Annotated in this window: 15 protein-coding genes; 14 read left to right on the forward strand and 1 reads right to left on the reverse strand. The window is 36.3% G+C overall.

Annotated features, from left to right (window positions below; genetic code table 11):
• Positions 1 to 66 precede the first annotated feature (66 nt).
• The 7 genes from kduI (at position 67) to J3495_RS02760 (ending at position 8,140) form a co-directional block, all read left to right on the forward strand.
• A complete protein-coding gene (kduI, locus tag J3495_RS02730) occupies positions 67 to 903 on the forward strand; it encodes a 5-dehydro-4-deoxy-D-glucuronate isomerase (protein ID WP_210665037.1) in 837 nt (278 codons plus the stop codon).
• 6 nt (positions 904 to 909) lie between these two features.
• Positions 910 to 1,695 carry a gluconate 5-dehydrogenase gene (locus tag J3495_RS02735; protein WP_210665038.1) on the forward strand — a complete coding sequence of 262 codons (786 nt, stop codon included), beginning with the start codon at positions 910 to 912 and terminating at the stop codon, positions 1,693 to 1,695.
• 21 nt (positions 1,696 to 1,716) lie between these two features.
• Positions 1,717 to 3,123: a glucuronate isomerase gene (uxaC, locus tag J3495_RS02740; protein ID WP_210665039.1), complete on the forward strand. Its 1,407-nt coding sequence runs from the start codon at positions 1,717 to 1,719 to the stop codon at positions 3,121 to 3,123.
• A gap of 13 nt (positions 3,124 to 3,136) precedes the next feature.
• Complete coding sequence (locus J3495_RS02745) at positions 3,137 to 4,159, forward strand: sugar kinase (protein WP_210665040.1); 1,023 nt, start codon at positions 3,137 to 3,139, stop codon at positions 4,157 to 4,159.
• A gap of 11 nt (positions 4,160 to 4,170) precedes the next feature.
• On the forward strand, positions 4,171 to 4,839 hold the full coding sequence (locus J3495_RS02750; protein ID WP_210665041.1) for a bifunctional 4-hydroxy-2-oxoglutarate aldolase/2-dehydro-3-deoxy-phosphogluconate aldolase: 669 nt from the start codon (positions 4,171 to 4,173) through the stop codon (positions 4,837 to 4,839).
• A gap of 211 nt (positions 4,840 to 5,050) precedes the next feature.
• Positions 5,051 to 6,514 carry a tagaturonate reductase gene (locus J3495_RS02755; protein ID WP_210665042.1) on the forward strand — a complete coding sequence of 488 codons (1,464 nt, stop codon included), beginning with the start codon at positions 5,051 to 5,053 and terminating at the stop codon, positions 6,512 to 6,514.
• A 3-nt stretch (positions 6,515 to 6,517) separates the two neighbouring features.
• Positions 6,518 to 8,140 carry a UxaA family hydrolase gene (locus J3495_RS02760; protein ID WP_210665043.1) on the forward strand — a complete coding sequence of 541 codons (1,623 nt, stop codon included), beginning with the start codon at positions 6,518 to 6,520 and terminating at the stop codon, positions 8,138 to 8,140.
• Between the two features lie 63 nt (positions 8,141 to 8,203).
• Here the strand turns inward: J3495_RS02760 and J3495_RS02765 are convergent, their stop codons facing one another.
• A complete protein-coding gene (locus tag J3495_RS02765) occupies positions 8,204 to 9,232 on the reverse strand; it encodes a LacI family DNA-binding transcriptional regulator (RefSeq protein ID WP_210665044.1) in 1,029 nt (342 codons plus the stop codon).
• A 286-nt stretch (positions 9,233 to 9,518) separates the two neighbouring features.
• Between J3495_RS02765 and J3495_RS02770 the strand changes: the two genes are divergently transcribed.
• The 7 genes from J3495_RS02770 (at position 9,519) to J3495_RS02800 (ending at position 20,815) form a co-directional block, all read left to right on the forward strand.
• Complete coding sequence (locus J3495_RS02770) at positions 9,519 to 10,958, forward strand: glycoside hydrolase family 28 protein (RefSeq protein ID WP_210665045.1); 1,440 nt, start codon at positions 9,519 to 9,521, stop codon at positions 10,956 to 10,958.
• Positions 10,959 to 10,992: 34 nt separating this feature from the next.
• The gene (locus J3495_RS02775) at positions 10,993 to 14,133 is read left to right on the forward strand and encodes a SusC/RagA family TonB-linked outer membrane protein (RefSeq protein ID WP_210665046.1); all 3,141 of its coding nucleotides are present in this window, start codon (positions 10,993 to 10,995) and stop codon (positions 14,131 to 14,133) included.
• A 12-nt stretch (positions 14,134 to 14,145) separates the two neighbouring features.
• A complete protein-coding gene (locus J3495_RS02780; RefSeq protein ID WP_210665047.1) occupies positions 14,146 to 15,831 on the forward strand; it encodes a RagB/SusD family nutrient uptake outer membrane protein in 1,686 nt (561 codons plus the stop codon).
• Positions 15,832 to 15,940: 109 nt separating this feature from the next.
• Positions 15,941 to 16,882 (forward strand): alpha/beta hydrolase, encoded by a 942-nt coding sequence (locus J3495_RS02785; RefSeq protein WP_210665048.1) that lies wholly within the window; start codon positions 15,941 to 15,943, stop codon positions 16,880 to 16,882.
• A gap of 6 nt (positions 16,883 to 16,888) precedes the next feature.
• Positions 16,889 to 17,854, forward strand: coding sequence for a DUF4861 family protein (locus J3495_RS02790; protein WP_210665049.1), 966 nt, complete (start codon positions 16,889 to 16,891; stop codon positions 17,852 to 17,854).
• 96 nt (positions 17,855 to 17,950) lie between these two features.
• Positions 17,951 to 19,171, forward strand: a complete 1,221-nt coding sequence (locus tag J3495_RS02795; RefSeq protein WP_210665050.1) for a glycoside hydrolase family 88/105 protein — start codon at positions 17,951 to 17,953, stop codon at positions 19,169 to 19,171.
• Between the two features lie 24 nt (positions 19,172 to 19,195).
• Positions 19,196 to 20,815: a glycoside hydrolase family 43 protein gene (locus J3495_RS02800; protein WP_210665051.1), complete on the forward strand. Its 1,620-nt coding sequence runs from the start codon at positions 19,196 to 19,198 to the stop codon at positions 20,813 to 20,815.
• Positions 20,816 to 20,817: the final 2 nt, after the last annotated feature.

Genomic DNA, 20,817 nt, shown 5'->3' on the forward strand with positions numbered 1-20,817 from the left:
ATTCTAAAAGGTAATTTTAAAATAATATTTTAATTTTGTGCAATCGATTACATTAAAAATAAAATTATGACAAAGTATAGTTCAAGATACGCATCAAGCCCAGAAGCTGTAAAAAAATATGATACTCAAGAATTAAGAAACGAATTCCTGATTGATGATTTGATGCAAGCGGATGAAATTGTACTAACCTATTCTCATTATGACAGATATGTTGCAGGTTCTGCAGTTCCTGTAAATGATTTGAAACTAGAAACTATTGATCCATTAAAAGCAAATTATTTTCTGGAAAGAAGAGAAATGGGAATCATAAATGTTGGCGGAAGTGGTTCTGTTGTAGTAGAAGGAACATCATATCCGTTAGATTTTAAAGATGCTTTGTACATCGGCAGCGGTAACAAAGAAGTAGTTTTTAAAAGCAATGACAGCAAAAATCCGGCTAAATTTTATATCAACTCGGCTCCAGCTCACACTTCTTACCCAACAGTAAAAGTAAGTTTGACAGAAGCTAATAAATTGCAATTAGGCGCAATGGAAACGGCGAATCACCGTACGGTAAATCAAATGATTATTGGAGGAGTGGTCACAACTTGCCAACTGCAAATGGGAATGACAGAATTGCGTCCGGGAAGTGTCTGGAATACTATGCCAGCTCACGTACATGATCGCAGAATGGAAGTATATTTCTACTTGGATATACCAGAAAATCAAGCAGTTTGTCACTTTATGGGACAGCCGCAAGAAACCAGACATATTTGGATGAACAATCATCAAGCGGTTATTTCGCCACCATGGTCGATACATTCGGGTTCTGGAACCAGCAATTATACTTTTATTTGGGGAATGGCGGGTGAGAATTTAGATTACGGAGATATGGATGTTTGCAAAATAAATGAATTAAGATAATACGTTATGAATTTATTTGATATTAAAGGAAAAATTGCCCTGATTACAGGAAGTACGCACGGACTCGGAATGGCAATGGCTAAAGGTTTAGGCCAGGCCGGAGCTACAATTGTGGTCAACGGAAATTCTTCTCAGCAAAAAATTGATGCTGCTGTAAAAGAGCTTCAAAATGAAGGAATTCATGCTGTGGGTTATAAATTTAATGTTACAGACGAGCAGGAGGTAATTGCCGCTGTTGCGAAAATTCAAACGGAAGTTGGACCTATTGACATCCTGATTAACAATGCTGGAATCATCAAAAGAATTCCGCTGATTGAGATGGAAGTGGCCGATTTTAAAGAAGTGATCGATATTGATTTAGTAAGTCCTTTTATTGTTTCTAAGCACGTTGCCAAAGGAATGATCGAAAGAAGACAAGGAAAAATAATTAATATTTGTTCGATGATGAGCGAATTGGGCCGTAATACAGTAGGCGCTTATGCTGCTGCAAAAGGAGGCTTGAAAATGCTAACTAAAAACATGGCGACAGAATGGGCAAAGTACAACGTTCAAATTAACGGAATCGGTCCAGGTTATTTCGCTACCGAACAAACAAAACCTATTCGCGTAGACGGAAATCCGTTTAACGATTTTATCATCAGTAGAACGCCTGCTGCAAAATGGGGAGATCCGAGCGATTTGGCCGGAGCAGCAATATTTTTATCTTCAAAAGCGAGCGATTTTGTCAACGGACATATTTTATATGTAGATGGGGGAATTCTGGCCACAATTGGTAAACCTTCAAACGAATAATTACTCAATTTTATTAAAATCATGAGCGCAAATAAGACATTTATAAACGATAATTTTTTACTTGAAAATAAATACGCAGAAGAATTATACCATAATTATTCTAAAAATCAACCAATAATCGATTATCACAATCACTTAAATCCACAGTTTATTGCCGAGGATAAAATTTTCGATAATATTACTCAGGTTTGGATAAATGGTGACCACTACAAATGGCGTGCAATGCGTACTCTAGGCGTAAATGAGCAATTTATAACAGGAAATGGTTCAGATAAAGATAAGTTTTTAAACTGGGGAAAAACGGTTCCGTACACGATGCGTAATCCTTTGTACCACTGGACACACCTTGAATTGGCCCGTTATTTTGATATTCATGAATTATTGAATGAAAAGACAGCTGAGAAGATTTATATCGAAACTTCAGAAAAAATAAATTCAGAAGCTTACAGTACCAGAAATTTGTTAAAAAAGGTAAATGCCGAATTGGTTTGCACGACAGAGGATCCGATTGATACTTTGGAATTTCACCAAAAATTAGCCAAAAATCCTTTTGAAACTAAAATGAGTACAGCTTTTAGACCTGATAAAGCCATTTTAATTGCAAATGACGGTTACAACGATTATATCAATACATTAGGAACTGTTGCTGGCGTAGCGATTAATACGTATGCTGATTTATGCGATGCATTAAAAAAGAGAATTCATTTTTTTAATGAAAATGGCTGTAAATTAAGCGATCACGGTTTAGATCAGATTTATTTTGAAAATTTCACGGAATCTGAGGTAACTTCAATTTTCAAAAAGAAAAGAGAAAATCAAGTGATTTCTCCAGAAGAAGCTTTAAAATTTCAAAGTGCAATTTTATTGTTTTTATCCGAAAGTTATCACGAATTAGGTTGGGTACAGCAGTTTCACTTAGGGGCATTGCGTAACAATAATGCACGCATGCACAGAATTTTAGGTCCAGATACAGGTTGGGATTCTATAGGAGATTATCCGCAAGCGCAAAAATTATCTTCATTTTTGAATGCTTTGGATAGTAAAGACAAATTGACAAAAACGATTATTTATAACTTAAATCCAGCCGACAACGAAGTAATGGCTACCATGATTGGAAACTTTAACGACGGAAGTGTTAGAGGAAAAGTGCAATTTGGTTCTGGCTGGTGGTTTTTGGATCAGAAGGACGGGATGACAAAACAGTTAAACGCTCTCTCAAACATGGGTTTGATCAGTTGTTTTGTGGGAATGTTGACAGACTCCAGAAGCTTTTTATCTTTTCCAAGACATGAGTATTTCCGTAGAATTTTGTGTAATCTTTTAGGAGATGAAATTCAAAGAGGAGAGCTTCCTGCTGATATGGAATGGATTGGAAAATTGGTTGCTGATATTTCGTATAACAATGCAAAAGAATATTTTAAATTTTAATTAAGTATTGATTATGAGTAAAATAGTTGCATTTGGAGAGATCATGTTGCGTCTTTCAACAGAGAGGCATTTGCGTTTTTCGCAAGCGAAGGCATTTGGTGCTTCTTATGGCGGAGGCGAATTTAATGTGTGTGTTTCTTTGGCCAATTATGGCGAAAATGCTGAGTTTGTAACGAGATTACCCGAAAATGAGATTGGTATTTCTGCTTTGAAAGAAATGCGAAAAATGAATGTGGAGTCCAAAAACATTGTTTACGGAGGCGAACGTTTAGGGATCTATTTTCTGGAAACAGGTGCGGGAACACGCGGCAGTAATGTTGTGTATGATCGCGCGCACAGCTCAATGGCAACTATTCAAAAAGGAAGTATTGATTGGGAGAAAGTTTTAGAAGGCGCCGATTGGTTTCACTGGAGTGGAATTACGCCAGCGATTTCTGAGAGTGCTGCCGAAGCTTGTTTAGAAGCTATAAAAGTGGCTCATCAATTAGGAATTACCATTTCGTGCGACTTAAATTACAGATCAAAATTATGGCAATATGGCAAAACACCAAGCGAGGTGATGCCCGAAATGCTACAATATAGTAACGTAATTTTAGGAGATATTGATACCGCCTATTTTATGTTGGGATTGCCAAAAGTAAATCCGAATTATCAGGACGAAAAATCGCTTCCGGTTTTATATACGAAGTTATTCGATTTGATTCCGAATTTAAAAACGGTTGCGACCACGTTACGTTATTCTGTAAGTGCCTCTCACCAAAGAATTGGAGGTATTTTGTTTGATGGAAAAGCAATTTATCAGGCTGCTGTCAAAGAGGTAACTCCTGTAGTTGATCGCGTGGGTAGCGGAGATGCTTTTATGGGAGGATTGATTTACGGATTATTAAATTATAAAAATAATAACCAAAAAGCGTTAGACTTTGCAGTTGCGGCTTGCTGTCTAAAACATACAATTGCAGGCGATTATAATTTGGTTACACTCAAAGAAGTTGAAAATATGATAGATGGCGATTCTTCGGGATTGGTGTCTCGATAATACACATAGATATGGCAAAATATTCAAGAATTGAAGTAGCGCAGACAATGAAAGAAAACGGAATGGTTCCGCTATTTTTTCATTCAGATATTGAAATCAGTAAAAAAGTGCTAAAAGCCTGTTATGATGGAGGTTCCAGATTGATGGAGTTTACAAGCAGAGGAGATTTTGCTCATGAAGTTTTTGGAGCATTAAACAAATATGCATTGGCAGAATTACCCGGAATGATGTTAGGAGTGGGTTCTATAACCGATGCTGCTGCGGCTTCATTGTACATGAGTTTAGGAGCTAATTTTATTGTAACGCCGGTTTTTAGAGAAGACATTGCAATTGCCTGTAACCGCCGTAAAGTGTTGTGGTCACCGGGTTGTGGCTCGCTTACAGAAATTGCAAGAGCAGAAGAATTAGGTTGCGAAATTGTAAAATTATTTCCCGGAGATATTTACGGACCAGAATTTATAAAAGCAATAAAAGGACCATGTCCTTGGACGAATATTATGCCAACAGGCGGTGTTTTGCCCACTGTAGAAAGTTTGTCTTCTTGGTTGAATGCAGGGGCAACTTGCGTAGGTCTTGGTTCGCAATTGATCTCAAAAGATATTATTGATAACCAGGATTTTGAAGGTTTAAAAAATAAAGTAAGTCAGGTTTTAGACATCATAAAAAATATTAGAAAATAAACAAAGAGTAATCCTCCCGATTTTTTTATCGTGCATCGTTTAGATTTTAAAATTATAAGAGCATTACGCTTGCCAAAATAAGAGAAGCCATTCCTCACAGCAACTTTTATTTTAGTTTAAACAAGTGTAATGTTTCTTTTTAAAATGAAACGATTTTGTCATAAAATAAAAAGGTATCAGTGGTTATTTAAAACACTTTAAACAATTTGTAATGGAAAAGATAAACAGAGCTAATTCGGAGTTTTCAAATAAACTTCCAATAAAAATAGTTCAATTTGGTGAAGGTAATTTTTTGAGAGCATTTGTAGAATATGCTTTTCAAAAACTTAATCAGGAAGCCAATTTTAATGCTGGTATTGCGGTGATACAACCTATTGACAGAGGTTTGGTGAACATGATTAATGAGCAGGACGGATTGTACACTTTGTTTATGAAAGGTGTAAAAAAAGGAGAAGAAATTCAGGAAAAAGAATTGATCACTAATATCGTAAAAGCAATTGATCCTTATGCTTCTTTTCAAGATTATTTGGCTTTGGCCAAAGAAGAAGAGTTGGCTTTTATTATCTCAAATACTACCGAAGCAGGAATTGAATATCTAGCGTCTGATTTGCCAACCATGCAGCCGCCCGCTTCTTTCCCTGCTAAATTGACGGTTCTTTTGCACGAAAGATTCAAACATTTTGGAGGTGATGAGTCTAAAGGACTGACCATTATTCCTTGCGAATTGATCAATTACAACTCTGATACTTTAAAAGAAATTATTCTAAAATATAGTATCGAATGGAAATTGGAACAGGATTTTATTTTCTGGATTCTAAACAGCTGTTCTTTTCATAATACTTTGGTAGACAGAATTGTACCAGGATATCCAAAAGATGAAATCGAGGCGTATAACAGTCAGTTAGATTATAAGGATGATCTGATTGTGAGTGCAGAAAGTTTCTTTTTATGGGTGATTGAAGGAGATGATAAATTAAAAGCTAAACTTCCGTTTGAAAAAACAGATTTAGATGTAAAAATTGTTGCTGATATGCAACCTTACCGTACCAGAAAAGTGAGGATCCTAAATGGTGCGCACACTGCAATGGTGCCGTTTTCTCTCCTTTACGGAAATGAAACGGTAAAAGAAACGGTTGATAATGCTTTTACTGGTGAGTTTGTAAACAAAGCTGTTTTTGACGAAATCAACGAAACTTTAAACATGGACAAGGCAGAACTGACTAGCTTTTCTGAAGAAGTTCTGGATCGTTTTAGAAACCCGTTTATCAAGCATTTATTGTCAACAATTGCTTTAAATTCTATTTCGAAATTTAAAGTGCGTGTTTTACCAAGTATAACGGAATATGTTGCAATACAAGGAAAACTTCCAGTGCATTTAACTTTTGCGTTTGCAGCTTTAATTCGTTTTTATAAAGGGACTTGGAACGGTGCTGACTTACCTGTTAACGATAGTGAAGATATTATTACTTTTTTTAAAAATCTTTGGACATCAAGCAATTACAATAAAATAGCGCAAATGACTTTGCAAAACAAAAGTTTTTGGGATGAAGATCTAACCGAAATTTCAGGTCTGACAGAAGCTATTGCAACGGCATTGGAAGCAATTGATGCCAACGGAATTGAAAAAGGTTTCGCTCATTTTCAAACAAAAATAAATTCAACTCAGAAAGTTTAGGTTATGGCAACTCAAAAAAAACTAATAAAAGTACATCCTACAGACAATGTAGCGGTCGCTTTGGTCAATCTTACAGCAGGAGAAGTGATTGATTTTGAAGGAGAATCAGTGACCATTGAGTCTGATGTAAAAATGAAGCATAAGATTGCAATGATTCCTTTTAATGCAGGAGACAGGATTATTATGTACGGCGTTTTGGTCGGAAAAGCAAGTGCCAAAATAGAGAGAGGTGGTCTGCTTTCTACTTTGAATGTGAAACACGAAAGTGATAAAGTGACGGGCAAAACAGAAACGATTGGCTGGACGGCTCCTAACGTAGATAAGTGGAAAGACAGGACGTTTTTGGGCTATCACAGAGAAGATGGGCAAGTAGGAACCGAAAATGTTTGGTTGTTTTTTCCTTTGGTTTTTTGTGAAAACAGAAATATAGAAATCCTGAAAGATATTTTCGAGAAGGAATTAATGAAGCCAAAAGAAAATGATTATCAGTTGTTATTGCGCTCTTTGGTGAAAACCGAAACTGGCGGTGCAGCTAATGAAGCGGCTTCTAACGATGCTAATTTATTCAATAATATCGAAGTAAAGTTTATCACGCATCAAGGCGGTTGTGGTGGAATTCGTCAGGATTCGCACAGTTTGGCCAAATTGTTGGCGGGTTATGTCAATAATCCGAATGTTGCCGGAGCTACTGTTTTGAGTTTGGGATGTCAAAATCTTCAAATTCAAATTTTTAAAGATGCTTTGGATGAAATAAACCCGAACAGTAAAAAACCTGTTTTGATCTACGATCAGCAGCAAATTGGTACCATCGAAGCCATGTTAAGCAGTGTCGTAAAAGATACTTTTGAGGCCATCAAAAAAGCCAACGAAATAAAAAGAACGCCTGCTCCTTTGTCTAAATTAAAAATTGGTTTAGAATGTGGTGGTTCAGACGGATTCTCAGGAATTTCTGCGAACCCAACATTAGGAGTGACTTCAGACATGCTTACGGCATTGGGAGGGACTACAATTCTTTCTGAATTTCCCGAATTATGTGGTGTCGAGCAAGAATTGGTTAACCGTTGTAACGATGATACAGACGGAAAACGTTTCTTGGAATTAATGAAATGGTACGAAAAAACCGTGGTAGATGCAGGTTCAGGATTTGATATGAATCCGTCTCCGGGTAATATCAAAGATGGTTTGATTACTGATGCTATGAAGTCTGCCGGTGCTGCTAAAAAAGGTGGAACTTCTCCTATTGTAGGTGTTTCAGATTACGGAGAATATATTTCTAAACCAGGCCTCAATTTGCTTTGTACGCCAGGAAACGATGTAGAATGTACGACCGCAATGGTAGGCTCGGGAGCCAATATGGTTTTGTTTACAACCGGTTTAGGTACGCCAACTGGAAACCCAATTGCACCTGTTGTAAAAGTTTCTTCAAATTCTGAATTAGCCAGAAAAATGTCTGATATTATCGATATTGACACAGGTGGAATCATCACAGGTGAAAAATCTATTGAAGAGATGGCAGATGAAATGCTAGAATTTATTATTGATGTAGCCAGCGGAACAATTAAAACCAAAGCGGCAATTTTAAATCAAAACGATTTTATTCCTTGGAAAAGAGGGGTTTCATTATAAAAAAACATTTTTCACTTACTCAACGATATAAATTTATTTATATCGTTGAGTTTATAATAAAAATTAAGAGGTAGTTCTGGACGATGATTTACGAATGTGTAATTCTGGAGTTAGAACTACCTTTTTTTCGATTTTGATGGTTTGTGTTTTGTCGACCTGCTCCAAAAATACACGGGCAGCCATTTTACCCATCTCAAGCGGAGACTGGTCTACAGAAGTAATGGAGAGTTCCATAAATTTGGTAAAAGGCTCGTTACTAAAACCACCTACACAAAACTCTTTTGGAATGCTTATATTTCTTTCTCTTAATTCCTGAATAGCACCCAAAGCCGCAAAATCACTCGAAGAGAAGATCGCGTCTGGTGGAATATCATATCCTAATAAAATATCTACAGCTTCTTTTCCTGCTTCAAGACTACTTTTAGACTGAATAACGTATTTTTCGTTAAACGTCATTCCGTTGTCCAGCAGAGCTTGTTTGTACCCTAAAAATCTGTTTTTGAAAATCTCAAGCGATTGATCTCCAGACAAGTGAGCAATGCATCTACAACCTTCGTCAATTAAGTGTTTGGTCGCCATATAGCCGCCTTTAAAGTCATTGATTGTTACAGAACTAACGCCCTCTATGTGTTTGCTTCTATCAAAAAATACTAAAGGAACATTTTTCTTTAATACATTATGAAAAGCTTCATCATTTTCGTTGCTAACATCCGAAACCGACATTAAAATACCGTCTACCTGAGCATCAATTAAGGTATAAAGGTTTTCGTTCTCTCTTTTTGGATCTTCATGAGTTTGGCATATAATTACCTGATAACCATTAGGATGCAATTCTTCTTCGATTCCTCTGATGACAGATGCAAAGAAATTACTATCAATACGAGGAACAATAACCCCTATGTTATTACTACGGCCGCTTTTTAGAGCTAAAGCAAGTTTGTTTTGCTTATAGTTCATTGATGCCGCTGTTTTAAGAACCAATTCACGTGTGCTTTCTTTTATTTTCGGATTGTTATTTAACGCTCTGGAAACCGTTGCAGCAGTGATATTGAGCTTTTTTGCAATATCATAAATGGTTATTTTTTCGCTCATTCAAAAGTTATTTTGATTAATTAACAAACAAAAATACATTTTTTTTATATAACTCAATACTTTTTGTTATCGATTACCATAATTTTTAACTAAAACGTTTTCTGTCTGATAATGATAAAAAATTATGTGTTTTTTTATCTAAAATGTAAATATAATTCATAATAAAAATTAAATATACATTTTATTTCTAAATAAATTTGGTGTATTAGAACTTATTTTATACTTTCGTGTAATCGATTACATAATTATTGATGTTTTAAATAATAAACCTTAATATACCACGCAAATGACTAAAAGTAAGTTCATAAGGCTAAAGATAATTGTTTTGTTCTTATCAATTAGTGTGCTGTTGTTTGCTTGTGGAAAACAAGTTTCTGGTACTAACGCCGAAATTGCTTGGAGCAAAATAAAAATGGTGGTAAAGAGTATGCCTCAAACCAGCTTTTTGGATAAAACTTACAATATCAATGATTTTGGCGCTGTTGCCGATGGTTTAACTTTAAATACGGCTGCTTTTGAAAAAGCAATCAAAGCTTGTGCCGCAAATGGTGGTGGTGTGGTTTTGGTTCCTAACGGAAAATATTTTACTGGCCCCATTCATTTAGAGAGTAATATCAATTTGCATTTGGAAGATAATGCAGAAATTCTTTTTAGCACAAATCCAAAAGATTATCCGTTGGTTCATACTTCTTTTGAAGGAACCGAACTCATAAATTATTCTCCTCTTATTTATGCAAAAAACAAAACCAATATTGCCATTACCGGAAAAGGAACGCTAAATGGTCAGGCAAACAGCACTAATTGGTGGATCTGGGCAGGCAGTAAAAGTTACGGATGGCAATCAGGAATCCCGTCACAAAATGATCCTAACAATCGCGAAGTATTGGTAGATATGGCAGAAAGAGGTGTTCCTGTTTCTGAGAGAGTTTTTGGGGAAGGACGTTATTTGCGTCCTAATTTTGTAGAATTTTTTGATTGTAATACGGCTTTGATAAAAGATGTAAAAATTATAAATGCCCCTTTTTGGATTTTACATCCCATAAAAACAAATAATATTATTGTTGATGGAGTTACGGTGACAAGTCATGGTCCTAATAATGATGGTTGTGATCCTGAATATTCTCAGAATGTCATTATAAAAAATTGCACTTTCAATACTGGTGACGATTGTATCGCTATAAAATCGGGCAGGGACGCAGATGGAAGAAGAGTCGCAATTCCGAGTAAAAATATCATTGTTCAGAATTGTAAAATGATTGATGGTCACGGCGGTGTGGTAATGGGAAGCGAGATTTCTGCTGGTGTAAATAATGTTTTTGTAGAAAATTGCATTATGGATAGTCCTAATCTCGAACGCGCTATTCGTATCAAAACAAATTCTAAACGGGGCGGTATCATTGAGGGAATTTATGTAAGAAATCTTCAAATTGGTACTGTAAAAGAATGTGTTTTGAAGGCTACAATGACCTACAATGTTTATGGTTCTCAAACAGGGAATTTTATACCCACGATACGAAACATCAATCTTGAAAATATTAAAGTAAATGACGGAGGTGAATATGGTATCTTGGCAGATGGCTATAAAGAATCCCCTGTCGAAAACATCACTTTCAAAAATGTGGTAATCAAAAAAGTAGACTCCATGTATTCTTTGAAAAATGTAAAAAATGTACATTTTGTCGATACCTATATCAACGATAAAAAAGTCGAATCTATTAAAGACTAAAAAATAACTATCAATTAACCCTTAAAACCAAACTATGAATATCAACCAATTAGTAAAAAAAAGAATAAAATACAATCTTGTATTTATGTTCTTCCTCAATTTTCTGCTGAGCTATACCATGAGCGCTCAGTCAGGACAGACAAGTACAATAGCCGGTAAAATTACAGATGCCGCAGGGCTTTCGTTGCCAGGAGTAAATATTGTTGAAAAAGGAACAAAAAATGGAACTTCGACAGATTTTGAAGGAAGTTTTAAATTGAATGTTTCTAATGAAAAAGCTACTTTGGTAATTAGTTATTTAGGATTTCAAACAAAAGAAGTTAGCGTAATGGGTAAATCAACCATTAATGTAAGTCTTACAGAAGAATCCAATTCATTAAAAGAAGTTGTGGTTGTAGGGTACGGAACGGTAAAGAAATCAGATCTTACGGGCTCTGTAAGTACTATTAGTGCCGCGACTATCACCGAGAGAAATACAATTAACGCCCTTGAAGCCATTCAGGGAAGTACGCCTGGGGTGCAAATTTCATCTAGTTCTGGCCGTGCGGGCGATGGTTTTCGAGTTGTAATTAGAGGAAATAACTCCTTATTGGCAGATTCCAGTAATCCATCAATGGTAGGTTCTACTCCTTTATATGTTGTAGATGGTGTGCCTATGGATGGAATTGACTTTTTGAATCCGCAGGACATTGCTAGAATGGATGTTTTAAAAGACGCTTCATCGGCAGCAATTTATGGTTCTAGAGGTTCTAATGGGGTAATTATAGTAACTACAAAAAGTGGTACGAGCGCTAAGGCTGGAATCAATGTTACTTTTGATACTTCTTATGGTACCAAGACAGCAACAAGAATGCCAACTATGATGACAGGAGAAGAGTGGTGGAAATTTCATCAGGTGGCTTATATGAGCGCAACACCTGCGACGCAGACTCCGGCGCAATTGGCAACATTAGCAGGAAATCAGAGCCCTTTGTTGGTATCAAGAGCCAATAGTGGTTATAATTTTGACTGGGCCGATGCTGTTATAAAATCTGGAATGACAGAAAATAATTATCTCAACATTTCAGGTCGTTCAGATTCTGGTTTGAGTTATAATTTAGGTTTTGGTATTCAAAGTGATAAAGGGTTAATCGATAATGATTCTACAGATAAATACTCATTCAAATTAGGTTTGAATCATAAAATAAATGATAAATTTTCTACAGGTGTAAACGTTACAGTTGCCCGTATCGACTCGCAATTGGGTAGTGATTTGGCAATGCAGGATGCCTTGAGATTGAGCCCGTTAATGTCCCCGTGGGCTGTTGATGCCGCTGGAAACGAAAAAGTGGGTGAGTTGTTTTTTCTGCCGGGAAAATTAACCTATCCAAACGGTACTTTTGCGATCAATAAAACGAGTAATGTGAATCCGTTAGTAGAAATTGCTAATTCTTCTCAAACTCAAAAAACATGGCAAACAGTTGGTAATGTTTACTTTCAATACCAACCTGCAAAATGGTTTTCTTTCAAAACTACATTTGCTTCAGGAATCGAAAACACTACAAACGGTACTGCTTATGGAGCACAATCTAATGCAGGTGTGACATTAAACAATAAAAATTCATCATCACTTGAGAATTATGATAACTTCAATTATACTTGGGACAATCAGATTGATTTGAAAAAGACTTTTAATGAAGTACATGATTTTAGTGTATTATTACTGCAAAGTATCTATTCTAATCAAGATGACAGATCGTATTTATATTCTAATTCACAACCCTTTAATACAGGAACAGATAATATTGGTTCGGGTGTTCAAACGAGTTATGTTGTAAAATCTTCTTATGCAAAAAACACCTTAAACTCGTATGCGGTGCGTATTAATTATGCATTTAGAGACAAATATTTATTGACTGCTTCTAACAGATGGGACGGTTCTTCTGTATTGGCAGAAGGAGCAAAATGGGAGAGTTTCCCTTCGTTAGCTTTAGGTTGGAAAATTAGTAAAGAAGGTTTTTTATTGAATAACGAAACAATTTCTGATCTAAAATTAAGAGCAAGTGTGGGTTATACAGGAAACGATAACGTTGCTCCTTATACTTCGCAGGCGTTGCTAAATCAGCAAACATTTTATGCAAACGGTGCTACTGTCGTTCCAGGATGGCAGTCAGAGAATTTGGCGAATCAGAATCTGTCTTGGGAAAAAACAAGAGAATTTAACTTAGGACTCGACTTTGGTTTCCTTAAAAATAGAATTACGGGTAGCGTTGATGTTTACGACAGATTATCAGATGATTTGATTTACAAACAGCAATTGCCAGCAGAATCAGGTTGGAAAAATACTTTTTCTAATGTTGGTTCTGTGAGTAACAAAGGGATCGAGGTTTTATTAACGACAAAAAATATTAGAACAAGCACTCTTTCTTGGGAAACTACTTTTACTTTTTCTAAAAATGTAAATAAATTAGAATCCATCTACAATCAAGATAAGGTAAGTGATATTGGTAACAAATTGATTCTTGGAGCGCCATTAAACCCAAATTACAATTATGTTTATGATGGTGTTTGGCAAGAAAGTGAAGCCACACAAGCAGCTTCTTACGGAATGGCGCCGGGTCAGGCAAGGCCAAAAGATTTAAACAATGATGGTAAATTTAATCAGGATGACAGAACTGTAATTGGAAACCCAAATCCAGAGTGGCAAGGAAGTTTCTATTCTAAATTGACTATTGGCCAGTTTGATTTTAACTTTTCGGTTCTTACAAGTCAGGGACAAACGGTGTTGAGTAGTTTTCATAAAAACTTTACCGATGTAAGTGACAGAGGTCGTCAGAAAATAGCAATGGATTATTTTATCCCTACAAACGGTGCGGGTATTGAGGCTAATGCCAATACACAAAATCCGCGTCCGGGGCCGGTAGCAACTGGTGCAGGAGCTTACTGGAGTTCAGATTTTGGTTATTACAGAGATGCTTCTTATGTAAAAATTAAAAATATCTCGTTAGGATACACACTCAACTCTGATTTGATCAAAAAATTAAAAATGAGTAATTTTAGAATTTATGTAAATGTTTTAGACCCTTTTGTATTCACAAACTTTGACGGATATGATCCGGAGTGGGCAGGTTCTGCTTTTGGTGTAAACCGTCCGGCATCTATTACTACCCAATTGGGACTAAGTGTTAAATTTTAATAAAGATATCAAATGAAAAAAATAATAATAATTTTAGGAATAGTAATGGCTGCATTTACTTCTTGCAGTGATTATATAGAAGAAGAGAGTTTATCGTATGTTCCAGCTGATGAAACGTATAAAACAGCCTCTGGTTTTCAATTGTTAATCAATGCAAATTATGCTTGGCTTAAAGGAATTTACGGCGGAAATCCGTGGTTATTTGAGTCAGGAACCGATATGTATGCAGAAGGAAGAACTCCGGAACCAGCTGGTTTAAGTCAATATACATTATTGATTCCGTCCTCTAGCAACGTAGACGAATTGTATATTTCGTGTTATCAGCAAATTCAGTCTGTAAACAAAACCTTGTATTATTCGACCGTTACAGAGCAAACCTCCAATCTGGGCATGCTTGTTGGAGAAGCACGATATTTAAGAGCTAATGCTTACTTTTTATTGGTTCAAACTTATGGAGGTGTTCCTATTGTGAATGAACATGTGACTGCACCTATTTTATCTTTTACAAGAAATACCGCAGAAGAAGTATATACTCAAATTATTACCGATTTAGAAGCTTCTTTGGCTAGTGTGGGTACAGGCGCTTATGCCACAACGGGTAAAGTAAACAAAAGAGCGGTAAATGATTTATTGGCAAAAGTATACTTAACAAGAGGTTACGAAACGTTTGGTACTCCGACAGATTTTACAAAAGCCGCTTCTTACGCAGATGCAGCAATTGCTGGTCAAGCCTTAAACATACCTTTTAGCCAATTATTTGCTGCTACTGCAACTGGTGATAACGATCTAAATGCTGAGACTATTTTTTCTGTTCAGTACGACAAAGCCTCAACCAGCACAGATCCTACACGATTAGGAAATAATCAGTTTTATTATTTTAGTTCTTATTTGGGAGGTTCTGAAACGGGCGCTCCGTTAAGAAGTTACAATTTATGTCCTACTACGTATGCTTTAGGTCTCTATGAAAAAGGAGATAAAAGATGGGAAACTACTTTTATGACAGAGGTTCTGGAAGAAACGGTAACGACCAACGGAGCAGCAAAAACAACGCTATATTACCCTTATTACAGGCCTACAAACCCGGCAGCAGTAAAAGTGAGACATTTTTACGAGCCTAAATGGTTTACTCCTGCAGATAAAACAGCCTGGCTGGCAGCCAATGCCTCAAGAAGAGCGGCTACTTTTGTGTACCATCCTTGGGGAGAATACGGTGCCGACCATACGCTTATCGATAATCGTGATTGTTATACTATTCCGGTAAAGAAATTTGATGATGCAAATCCAACAACGCCAGTAAGTACAGGGCCTGTAAGCACAAGAGATATTATTTTGTCACGATTGGGAGAAACGTATTTAATCGCTGCCGAAGCATACCTAAAAGCAGGTATTCCAACAACTGGTCTAGATCGTCTTAACGAAGTGAGAAGAAGAGCCGGAGTTGCAAATGCTACTCTTGGGGAGTTTAATATCGACTATATCTTAGACGAAAGAGGCAGAGAGTTGGTAGGAGAATACAAACGTTGGTTTGATTTGAAACGCACTGGTACACTGGTAGCGAGAGCATCATTGTATAATTATAAAATCAAAGCGGCCAATTTTGTTGGAATAGACGGTGCGCTTAAAATTTTAAGACCAATCCCACAAACTGCATTAGATTTAAATCAAAATAAAGATTTTCCGCAAAATCCCGGATACTAGTAAGTGATTGTTTTGTAATTAATTTATAATAGTTGTTTTTAGAAGCTAGTTAAAAAGGGGTTTGATAGTTTATCGAACTCCTTTCTTAACTAGAATTAAAAAAGTTCAGATGAAAAAAATGCTTTTAATACTACTGCTGATTTCGAATGCTATTTTTGCTCAAAGCAATTTTAGTATCGATACTTCGTACACAGAAAAAAGTGTTTATGTTAAGTTGATCAAGAAATATCCTTTTATAACGATCCCTCAACTTAAGGAAGATAAAACAGTAGTGCAAGTTGCTAATGTTGTTTATCAGGACCACAAAGAAAGACCTTTGCATTTGGATGCTTTTTTTTATAAGAAACAAAAACAAAACCCAGCCGTACTATTGATTCATGGTGGTGGTTGGAAATCTGGAAATAAAAATCAAATGCATATTCTGGCACAGGAAATAGCTGCAAAAGGATATTCGTGTTTTGCAATTGAGTACAGATTGTCATTAGAAGCAAAATATCCCGAAGGAGTTATAGATGTAAAAAATGCTATCAAATTTATTAAAGATAATGCCAAAAATTTCAATGTAGATCCAGACAAAATTGCCGTTTTAGGATGCTCTTCCGGAGCTCAAATGGCAGCTTTGATTGGTACAACAAATGAAAATTTGGTTTTTGAAGATCCTTTGTTCAAAAGCAAAGCTTCTTCAAAAGTAAATGCCATTATCAATGTTGATGGAATTTTGGCTTTTAAACATCCCGAATCTTCAGAAGGCGAAATGGCATCATTTTGGCTAAATGGTACTTATGAGGAGAAACCTGAAATCTGGAAAAATGCTTCGGCTTTATCGCATACCGATGAAACAACGCCGCCCATACTTTTTATCAATAGCAGTATCGACAGGTTTCATGCGGGCAGAGACGACATGATAAAGATTTTAGATCAGAATAAAATTTACAGCGAGGTATATACGATCAAAGAATCACCGCATTCTTTTTGGTTTTTTGAACCTTGGTTAGCAGAAACGGTACTTTATACTACTCAATTTTTAGATAAAATTTTCAAAATAAATTAAAATAAAATGAAAACAGTTATTACAATTTCGTCAGCATTACTTTTAAGTTTTACAGCTGTACATGCACAAAAATATGATGTAAAAACGGCTAAAACCTACGCTGAGATTTCGGTTAAAACCGATGGAAAATGGGAAGGTCGTAAATATATTGGAGGCACTACTTTTAATAATGTAGACAAATTAAAACTGGCGCCGGAGCACACAGATCATTCTTTCGATATTCGTTATGAAGGCCCGGGTTGGGAAAGTAATAAAATAGGATATCGCTTGTATCTCGACTGGAGAAATGCAATTGATATTTTCGGAAAAAAAACGTCAGCAATGGTTTTGCCCCAAGTAGGGCAGGATAATTTTGACTCGTATCACGAAATGAGCGATTGGGGTGCAGATATCCTGAAAGCGGGTAAAGGAATCGGTATCGGGTCAATTGACCGTTATCTGAATAACGAAAAATTACATTTTTACGAGGTAGATTCGACTATTGCTACTGTGGTAAATAAAACCAATGAATCCGGTGTAAAAGTTGATTATTACGGCTGGAAAACTGCTTCAGATAAAATTGATTTTACATCCGAGTTGAGCATCAAACCAGATCAATTGTACACCAAACATACGATTCGTGCTTCTAAGGAAATTAGCGGAATTTGTACGGGTATTGTGAAGCAAAAGAATACAGAATTGTTTAAAAAAGAAAGTAAAAACAAAAAGTGGGCATATATCGCTACTTACGGAACGCAATCATTGGTTCCGGACAAGTTAGGAATGGCTATTTTTTATGAAGTGAAGACCGTAGAAAGTTTGGTTGACACCGAATTGGATCATCTCATCGTTTTTAAACCAAGTACAAAAACAAGTTCTTTTTATTTATTGGGAGCTTGGGAACAAGAAAAAGACGGAATCAAATCGCAGGAAGAGTTTGTAAAATATCTGGATCAAAAATTAGAAGAACTAAACAAAAAAGGTAAAATTTAAAATTTGATAGTTAAAACTATTTTAAGTTTTGTTTGTATGTCTTTGCCTTAGGCAGGTAAAACTCAAATATAAAATTGTAATTATAATATATTTAAAATGAAAAAAAACAATAAACAACGCTCGCTTCTGTCACTGGTATTGATGTGTTTGATGGCTTTTACAAATTGTAAAATGATTTCGCAGGAACCGGTAAAAAGTGATATCGTCATTTCTAAAAATGCAAAATGGTCAGAAAAAATGGCTTTGACATTGATGAAAAGACATGAAAGATCGTATATGATTGATGATTCTAAAAACCCAAAATGGGATTATGTACATGGCTTGGTTTTACATGCGATAGAGGAATTAAATAAAGTGCAGCCTGATCCAAGATATGCTGCTTATGTGAGAGATTATGTCGATACTTTGGTAGACAAAGACGGTAATATTAAAACGTACGAACTGGAGAAATACAATATCGATATGGTGGTAGCGGGTCGATTATTGTTTGACCTTTATGAAACGACAAAAGACAACCGCTATTTGGTAGCTTTGCAGACTTTAAAAAAACAATTAGAGGGGCAGCCAAGAACCAATTCTGGCGGATTTTGGCATAAAAAAATCTATCCTAACCAAATGTGGTTAGATGGTTTGTACATGGGAGAGCCATTTTATGCGCAGTATACAGTGACTTTCGAAAACGGTAAAAATCTAGACGATGTAGCCAAACAATTTGAGCAGATTCAGTTGCATGCTACCGATCCTAAAACGGGTTTATTGTACCACGGTTGGGACGAGAGCAAAGCAATGCCGTGGGCTGATAAAGTGACAGGAAATTCTCCAAACTTTTGGTCAAGAGCATTAGGCTGGTACGCCATGGCGCTTGTAGATGCCTTAGATTACTTTCCGAAGGATCATCCAAAACAAAAAGAATTAGTTGGGTACCTCAATACTGTTGCTGCTGCTTTGGCGAAATATCAGGACAAATCTGGTCTTTGGTATCAGGTAACGGATAAAATGGGTAAAGAAGGTAATTATCTGGAAGCTTCAGGTTCTTCTATGTTTACTTATGCTTTTGCAAAAGGAGCCAACAAAGGATATTTACCTTCTAAATATAAAAAACTGGCCAATAAGGCTTTTGATGGTTTGACAAAACAATTGATAAAAGTAGATGCTGACGGAACCATTACACTCACTCAGGCTTGTCAGGTGGCAGGTTTAGGTGGTGATCCTTATCGTGACGGATCGTACGAATATTATGTAAACGAAAGAAAAAAAGACAACGATCCGAAAGCAACCGGCCCTTTTATATTAGCGGCTTTAGAGCTTAACAGATAATCATTTAAAAGTAATTTTTTTAGAATGAAATATAGCAAAAGCATTTTTATTTGTCTGTTTTTCCTGCTGATGCAAAAAGATTTCGCACAAGAAAAACCGTTTGTATCGCAAGCCTGGGTTTCGGATAACGGAAACGGAACCTACACAAATCCTATCATTCATGCTGATTATTCAGATCCTGATGTGGTGCGCGTAGGCGATGATTTTTATATGACAGCATCGTCTTTTAATGCTATTCCGGGACTGCCTATTTTGCATTCTAAAGATTTGGTCAACTGGAAAATTATTAGTTACGCTCTTGCGAAACAAATTCCAACAGAAACTTTTGATAAAGTGCAACACGGAAACGGGGTTTGGGCTCCCAGCATTAATTTTCATAATAATGAATTTTATATCTATTACCCAGATCCGGATTTCGGAATTTACATGATAAAAGCTAAAAAAGCAGAAGGTCCCTGGTCTGAACCTATTATGGTAAAAGCAGGAAAAGGACTTATAGATCCTAGTCCGCTTTGGGATACGGATGGGAAAGCTTATCTGGCTCATGCTTTTGCAGGAAGTCGCGCCAAAATTAAGACTTTGCTAGTCGTTTGCTCGATGAATCCGGAAGGTACCATTGCTTCTAATGATGCCGTAATGATTATCGATGGGCACGAAGACGAAGGTACTATTGAAGGTCCTAAATTTTATAAGCGGAATAATTATTATTACATTTTTGCCCCTGCTGGTGGCGTTGCGACGGGCTGGCAAACTGTTTTGAGGTCTAAAAATGTTTTTGGACCTTATGAAAAAAGGAAAGTTTTAGAAGAAGGAAAATCCAAAATAAATGGTCCGCATCAAGGCGCTTGGGTACAAACGCAGACAGGTGAAGACTGGTTTATTCATTTTCAGGACAGAGGCGCGTATGGCAGAATTGCACATTTACAGCCTATGAAATGGGAGAATGATTGGCCTATTATGGGTGTAGATGCAGATAAAAATGGCATCGGAGAACCTGTTGCAACTTTCAAAAAGCCCAATGTGGGTAAAACGTATCCGATAGAAACACCCGCTGATTCGGATGAATTTAATACGCCAAAATTAGGTTTACAATGGCAGTGGCAAGCAAACGATCAGAGCAATTGGGGATTTCCGACAAGTTTAGGATATTTTAATTTGTATTGTCTTCCGGCTCCAAAAGAGGCAAAAGGTATTTTTGATTTGCCGAACATGTTAATCCAAAAATTTCCTGCTGAAGAATTCACGGCTACCGCCAAACTGACCTTCAATTCGAGAATCGACGGAGAATCGACCGGACTGATGATCATGGGTTTAGATTATAGTTGTTTGTCTCTGAAAAGTGACAACGGAAAATTATACTTAAACCAAAAAAACGGCACTTTTGATAAGGTAATTTCGGAGACTGAAACGGCACCAGTAGCGATAACCAACAAAACGGTTTATCTTAGGGTAAAAGTAAAAAAAGGCGCTATTTGTAGTTTTTTCTACAGTGTTGATGATAAAAATTATCAATCAATAGGCAAAGATTTTACGGCCAAAGAAGGAAAATGGATTGGAACAAAAATGGGTTTCTTTGCACTGAGCCCCAAAGTAACAAATGATTCAGGAAATGTTGCAATAGATTGGTTTAGAATTACAAAATAAAT

The organism is Flavobacterium geliluteum, from assembly GCF_017948595.1.
Lineage (GTDB): Bacteria > Bacteroidota > Bacteroidia > Flavobacteriales > Flavobacteriaceae > Flavobacterium > Flavobacterium flavipigmentatum.

What these genes read in the sequence shown, in the direction of transcription:
- kduI (WP_210665037.1), top strand. Translation starts at nt 67, where the DNA reads ATGACAAAGTATAGTTCAAGATACGCATCAAGCCCAGAAGCTGTAAAA.
- J3495_RS02735 (WP_210665038.1), top strand. Translation starts at nt 910, where the DNA reads ATGAATTTATTTGATATTAAAGGAAAAATTGCCCTGATTACAGGAAGT.
- uxaC (WP_210665039.1), top strand. Translation starts at nt 1,717, where the DNA reads ATGAGCGCAAATAAGACATTTATAAACGATAATTTTTTACTTGAAAAT.
- J3495_RS02745 (WP_210665040.1), top strand. Translation starts at nt 3,137, where the DNA reads ATGAGTAAAATAGTTGCATTTGGAGAGATCATGTTGCGTCTTTCAACA.
- J3495_RS02750 (WP_210665041.1), top strand. Translation starts at nt 4,171, where the DNA reads ATGGCAAAATATTCAAGAATTGAAGTAGCGCAGACAATGAAAGAAAAC.
- J3495_RS02755 (WP_210665042.1), top strand. Translation starts at nt 5,051, where the DNA reads ATGGAAAAGATAAACAGAGCTAATTCGGAGTTTTCAAATAAACTTCCA.
- J3495_RS02760 (WP_210665043.1), top strand. Translation starts at nt 6,518, where the DNA reads ATGGCAACTCAAAAAAAACTAATAAAAGTACATCCTACAGACAATGTA.
- J3495_RS02765 (WP_210665044.1), bottom strand. Translation starts at nt 9,232, where the DNA reads ATGAGCGAAAAAATAACCATTTATGATATTGCAAAAAAGCTCAATATC.
- J3495_RS02770 (WP_210665045.1), top strand. Translation starts at nt 9,519, where the DNA reads ATGACTAAAAGTAAGTTCATAAGGCTAAAGATAATTGTTTTGTTCTTA.
- J3495_RS02775 (WP_210665046.1), top strand. Translation starts at nt 10,993, where the DNA reads ATGAATATCAACCAATTAGTAAAAAAAAGAATAAAATACAATCTTGTA.
- J3495_RS02780 (WP_210665047.1), top strand. Translation starts at nt 14,146, where the DNA reads ATGAAAAAAATAATAATAATTTTAGGAATAGTAATGGCTGCATTTACT.
- J3495_RS02785 (WP_210665048.1), top strand. Translation starts at nt 15,941, where the DNA reads ATGAAAAAAATGCTTTTAATACTACTGCTGATTTCGAATGCTATTTTT.
- J3495_RS02790 (WP_210665049.1), top strand. Translation starts at nt 16,889, where the DNA reads ATGAAAACAGTTATTACAATTTCGTCAGCATTACTTTTAAGTTTTACA.
- J3495_RS02795 (WP_210665050.1), top strand. Translation starts at nt 17,951, where the DNA reads ATGAAAAAAAACAATAAACAACGCTCGCTTCTGTCACTGGTATTGATG.
- J3495_RS02800 (WP_210665051.1), top strand. Translation starts at nt 19,196, where the DNA reads ATGAAATATAGCAAAAGCATTTTTATTTGTCTGTTTTTCCTGCTGATG.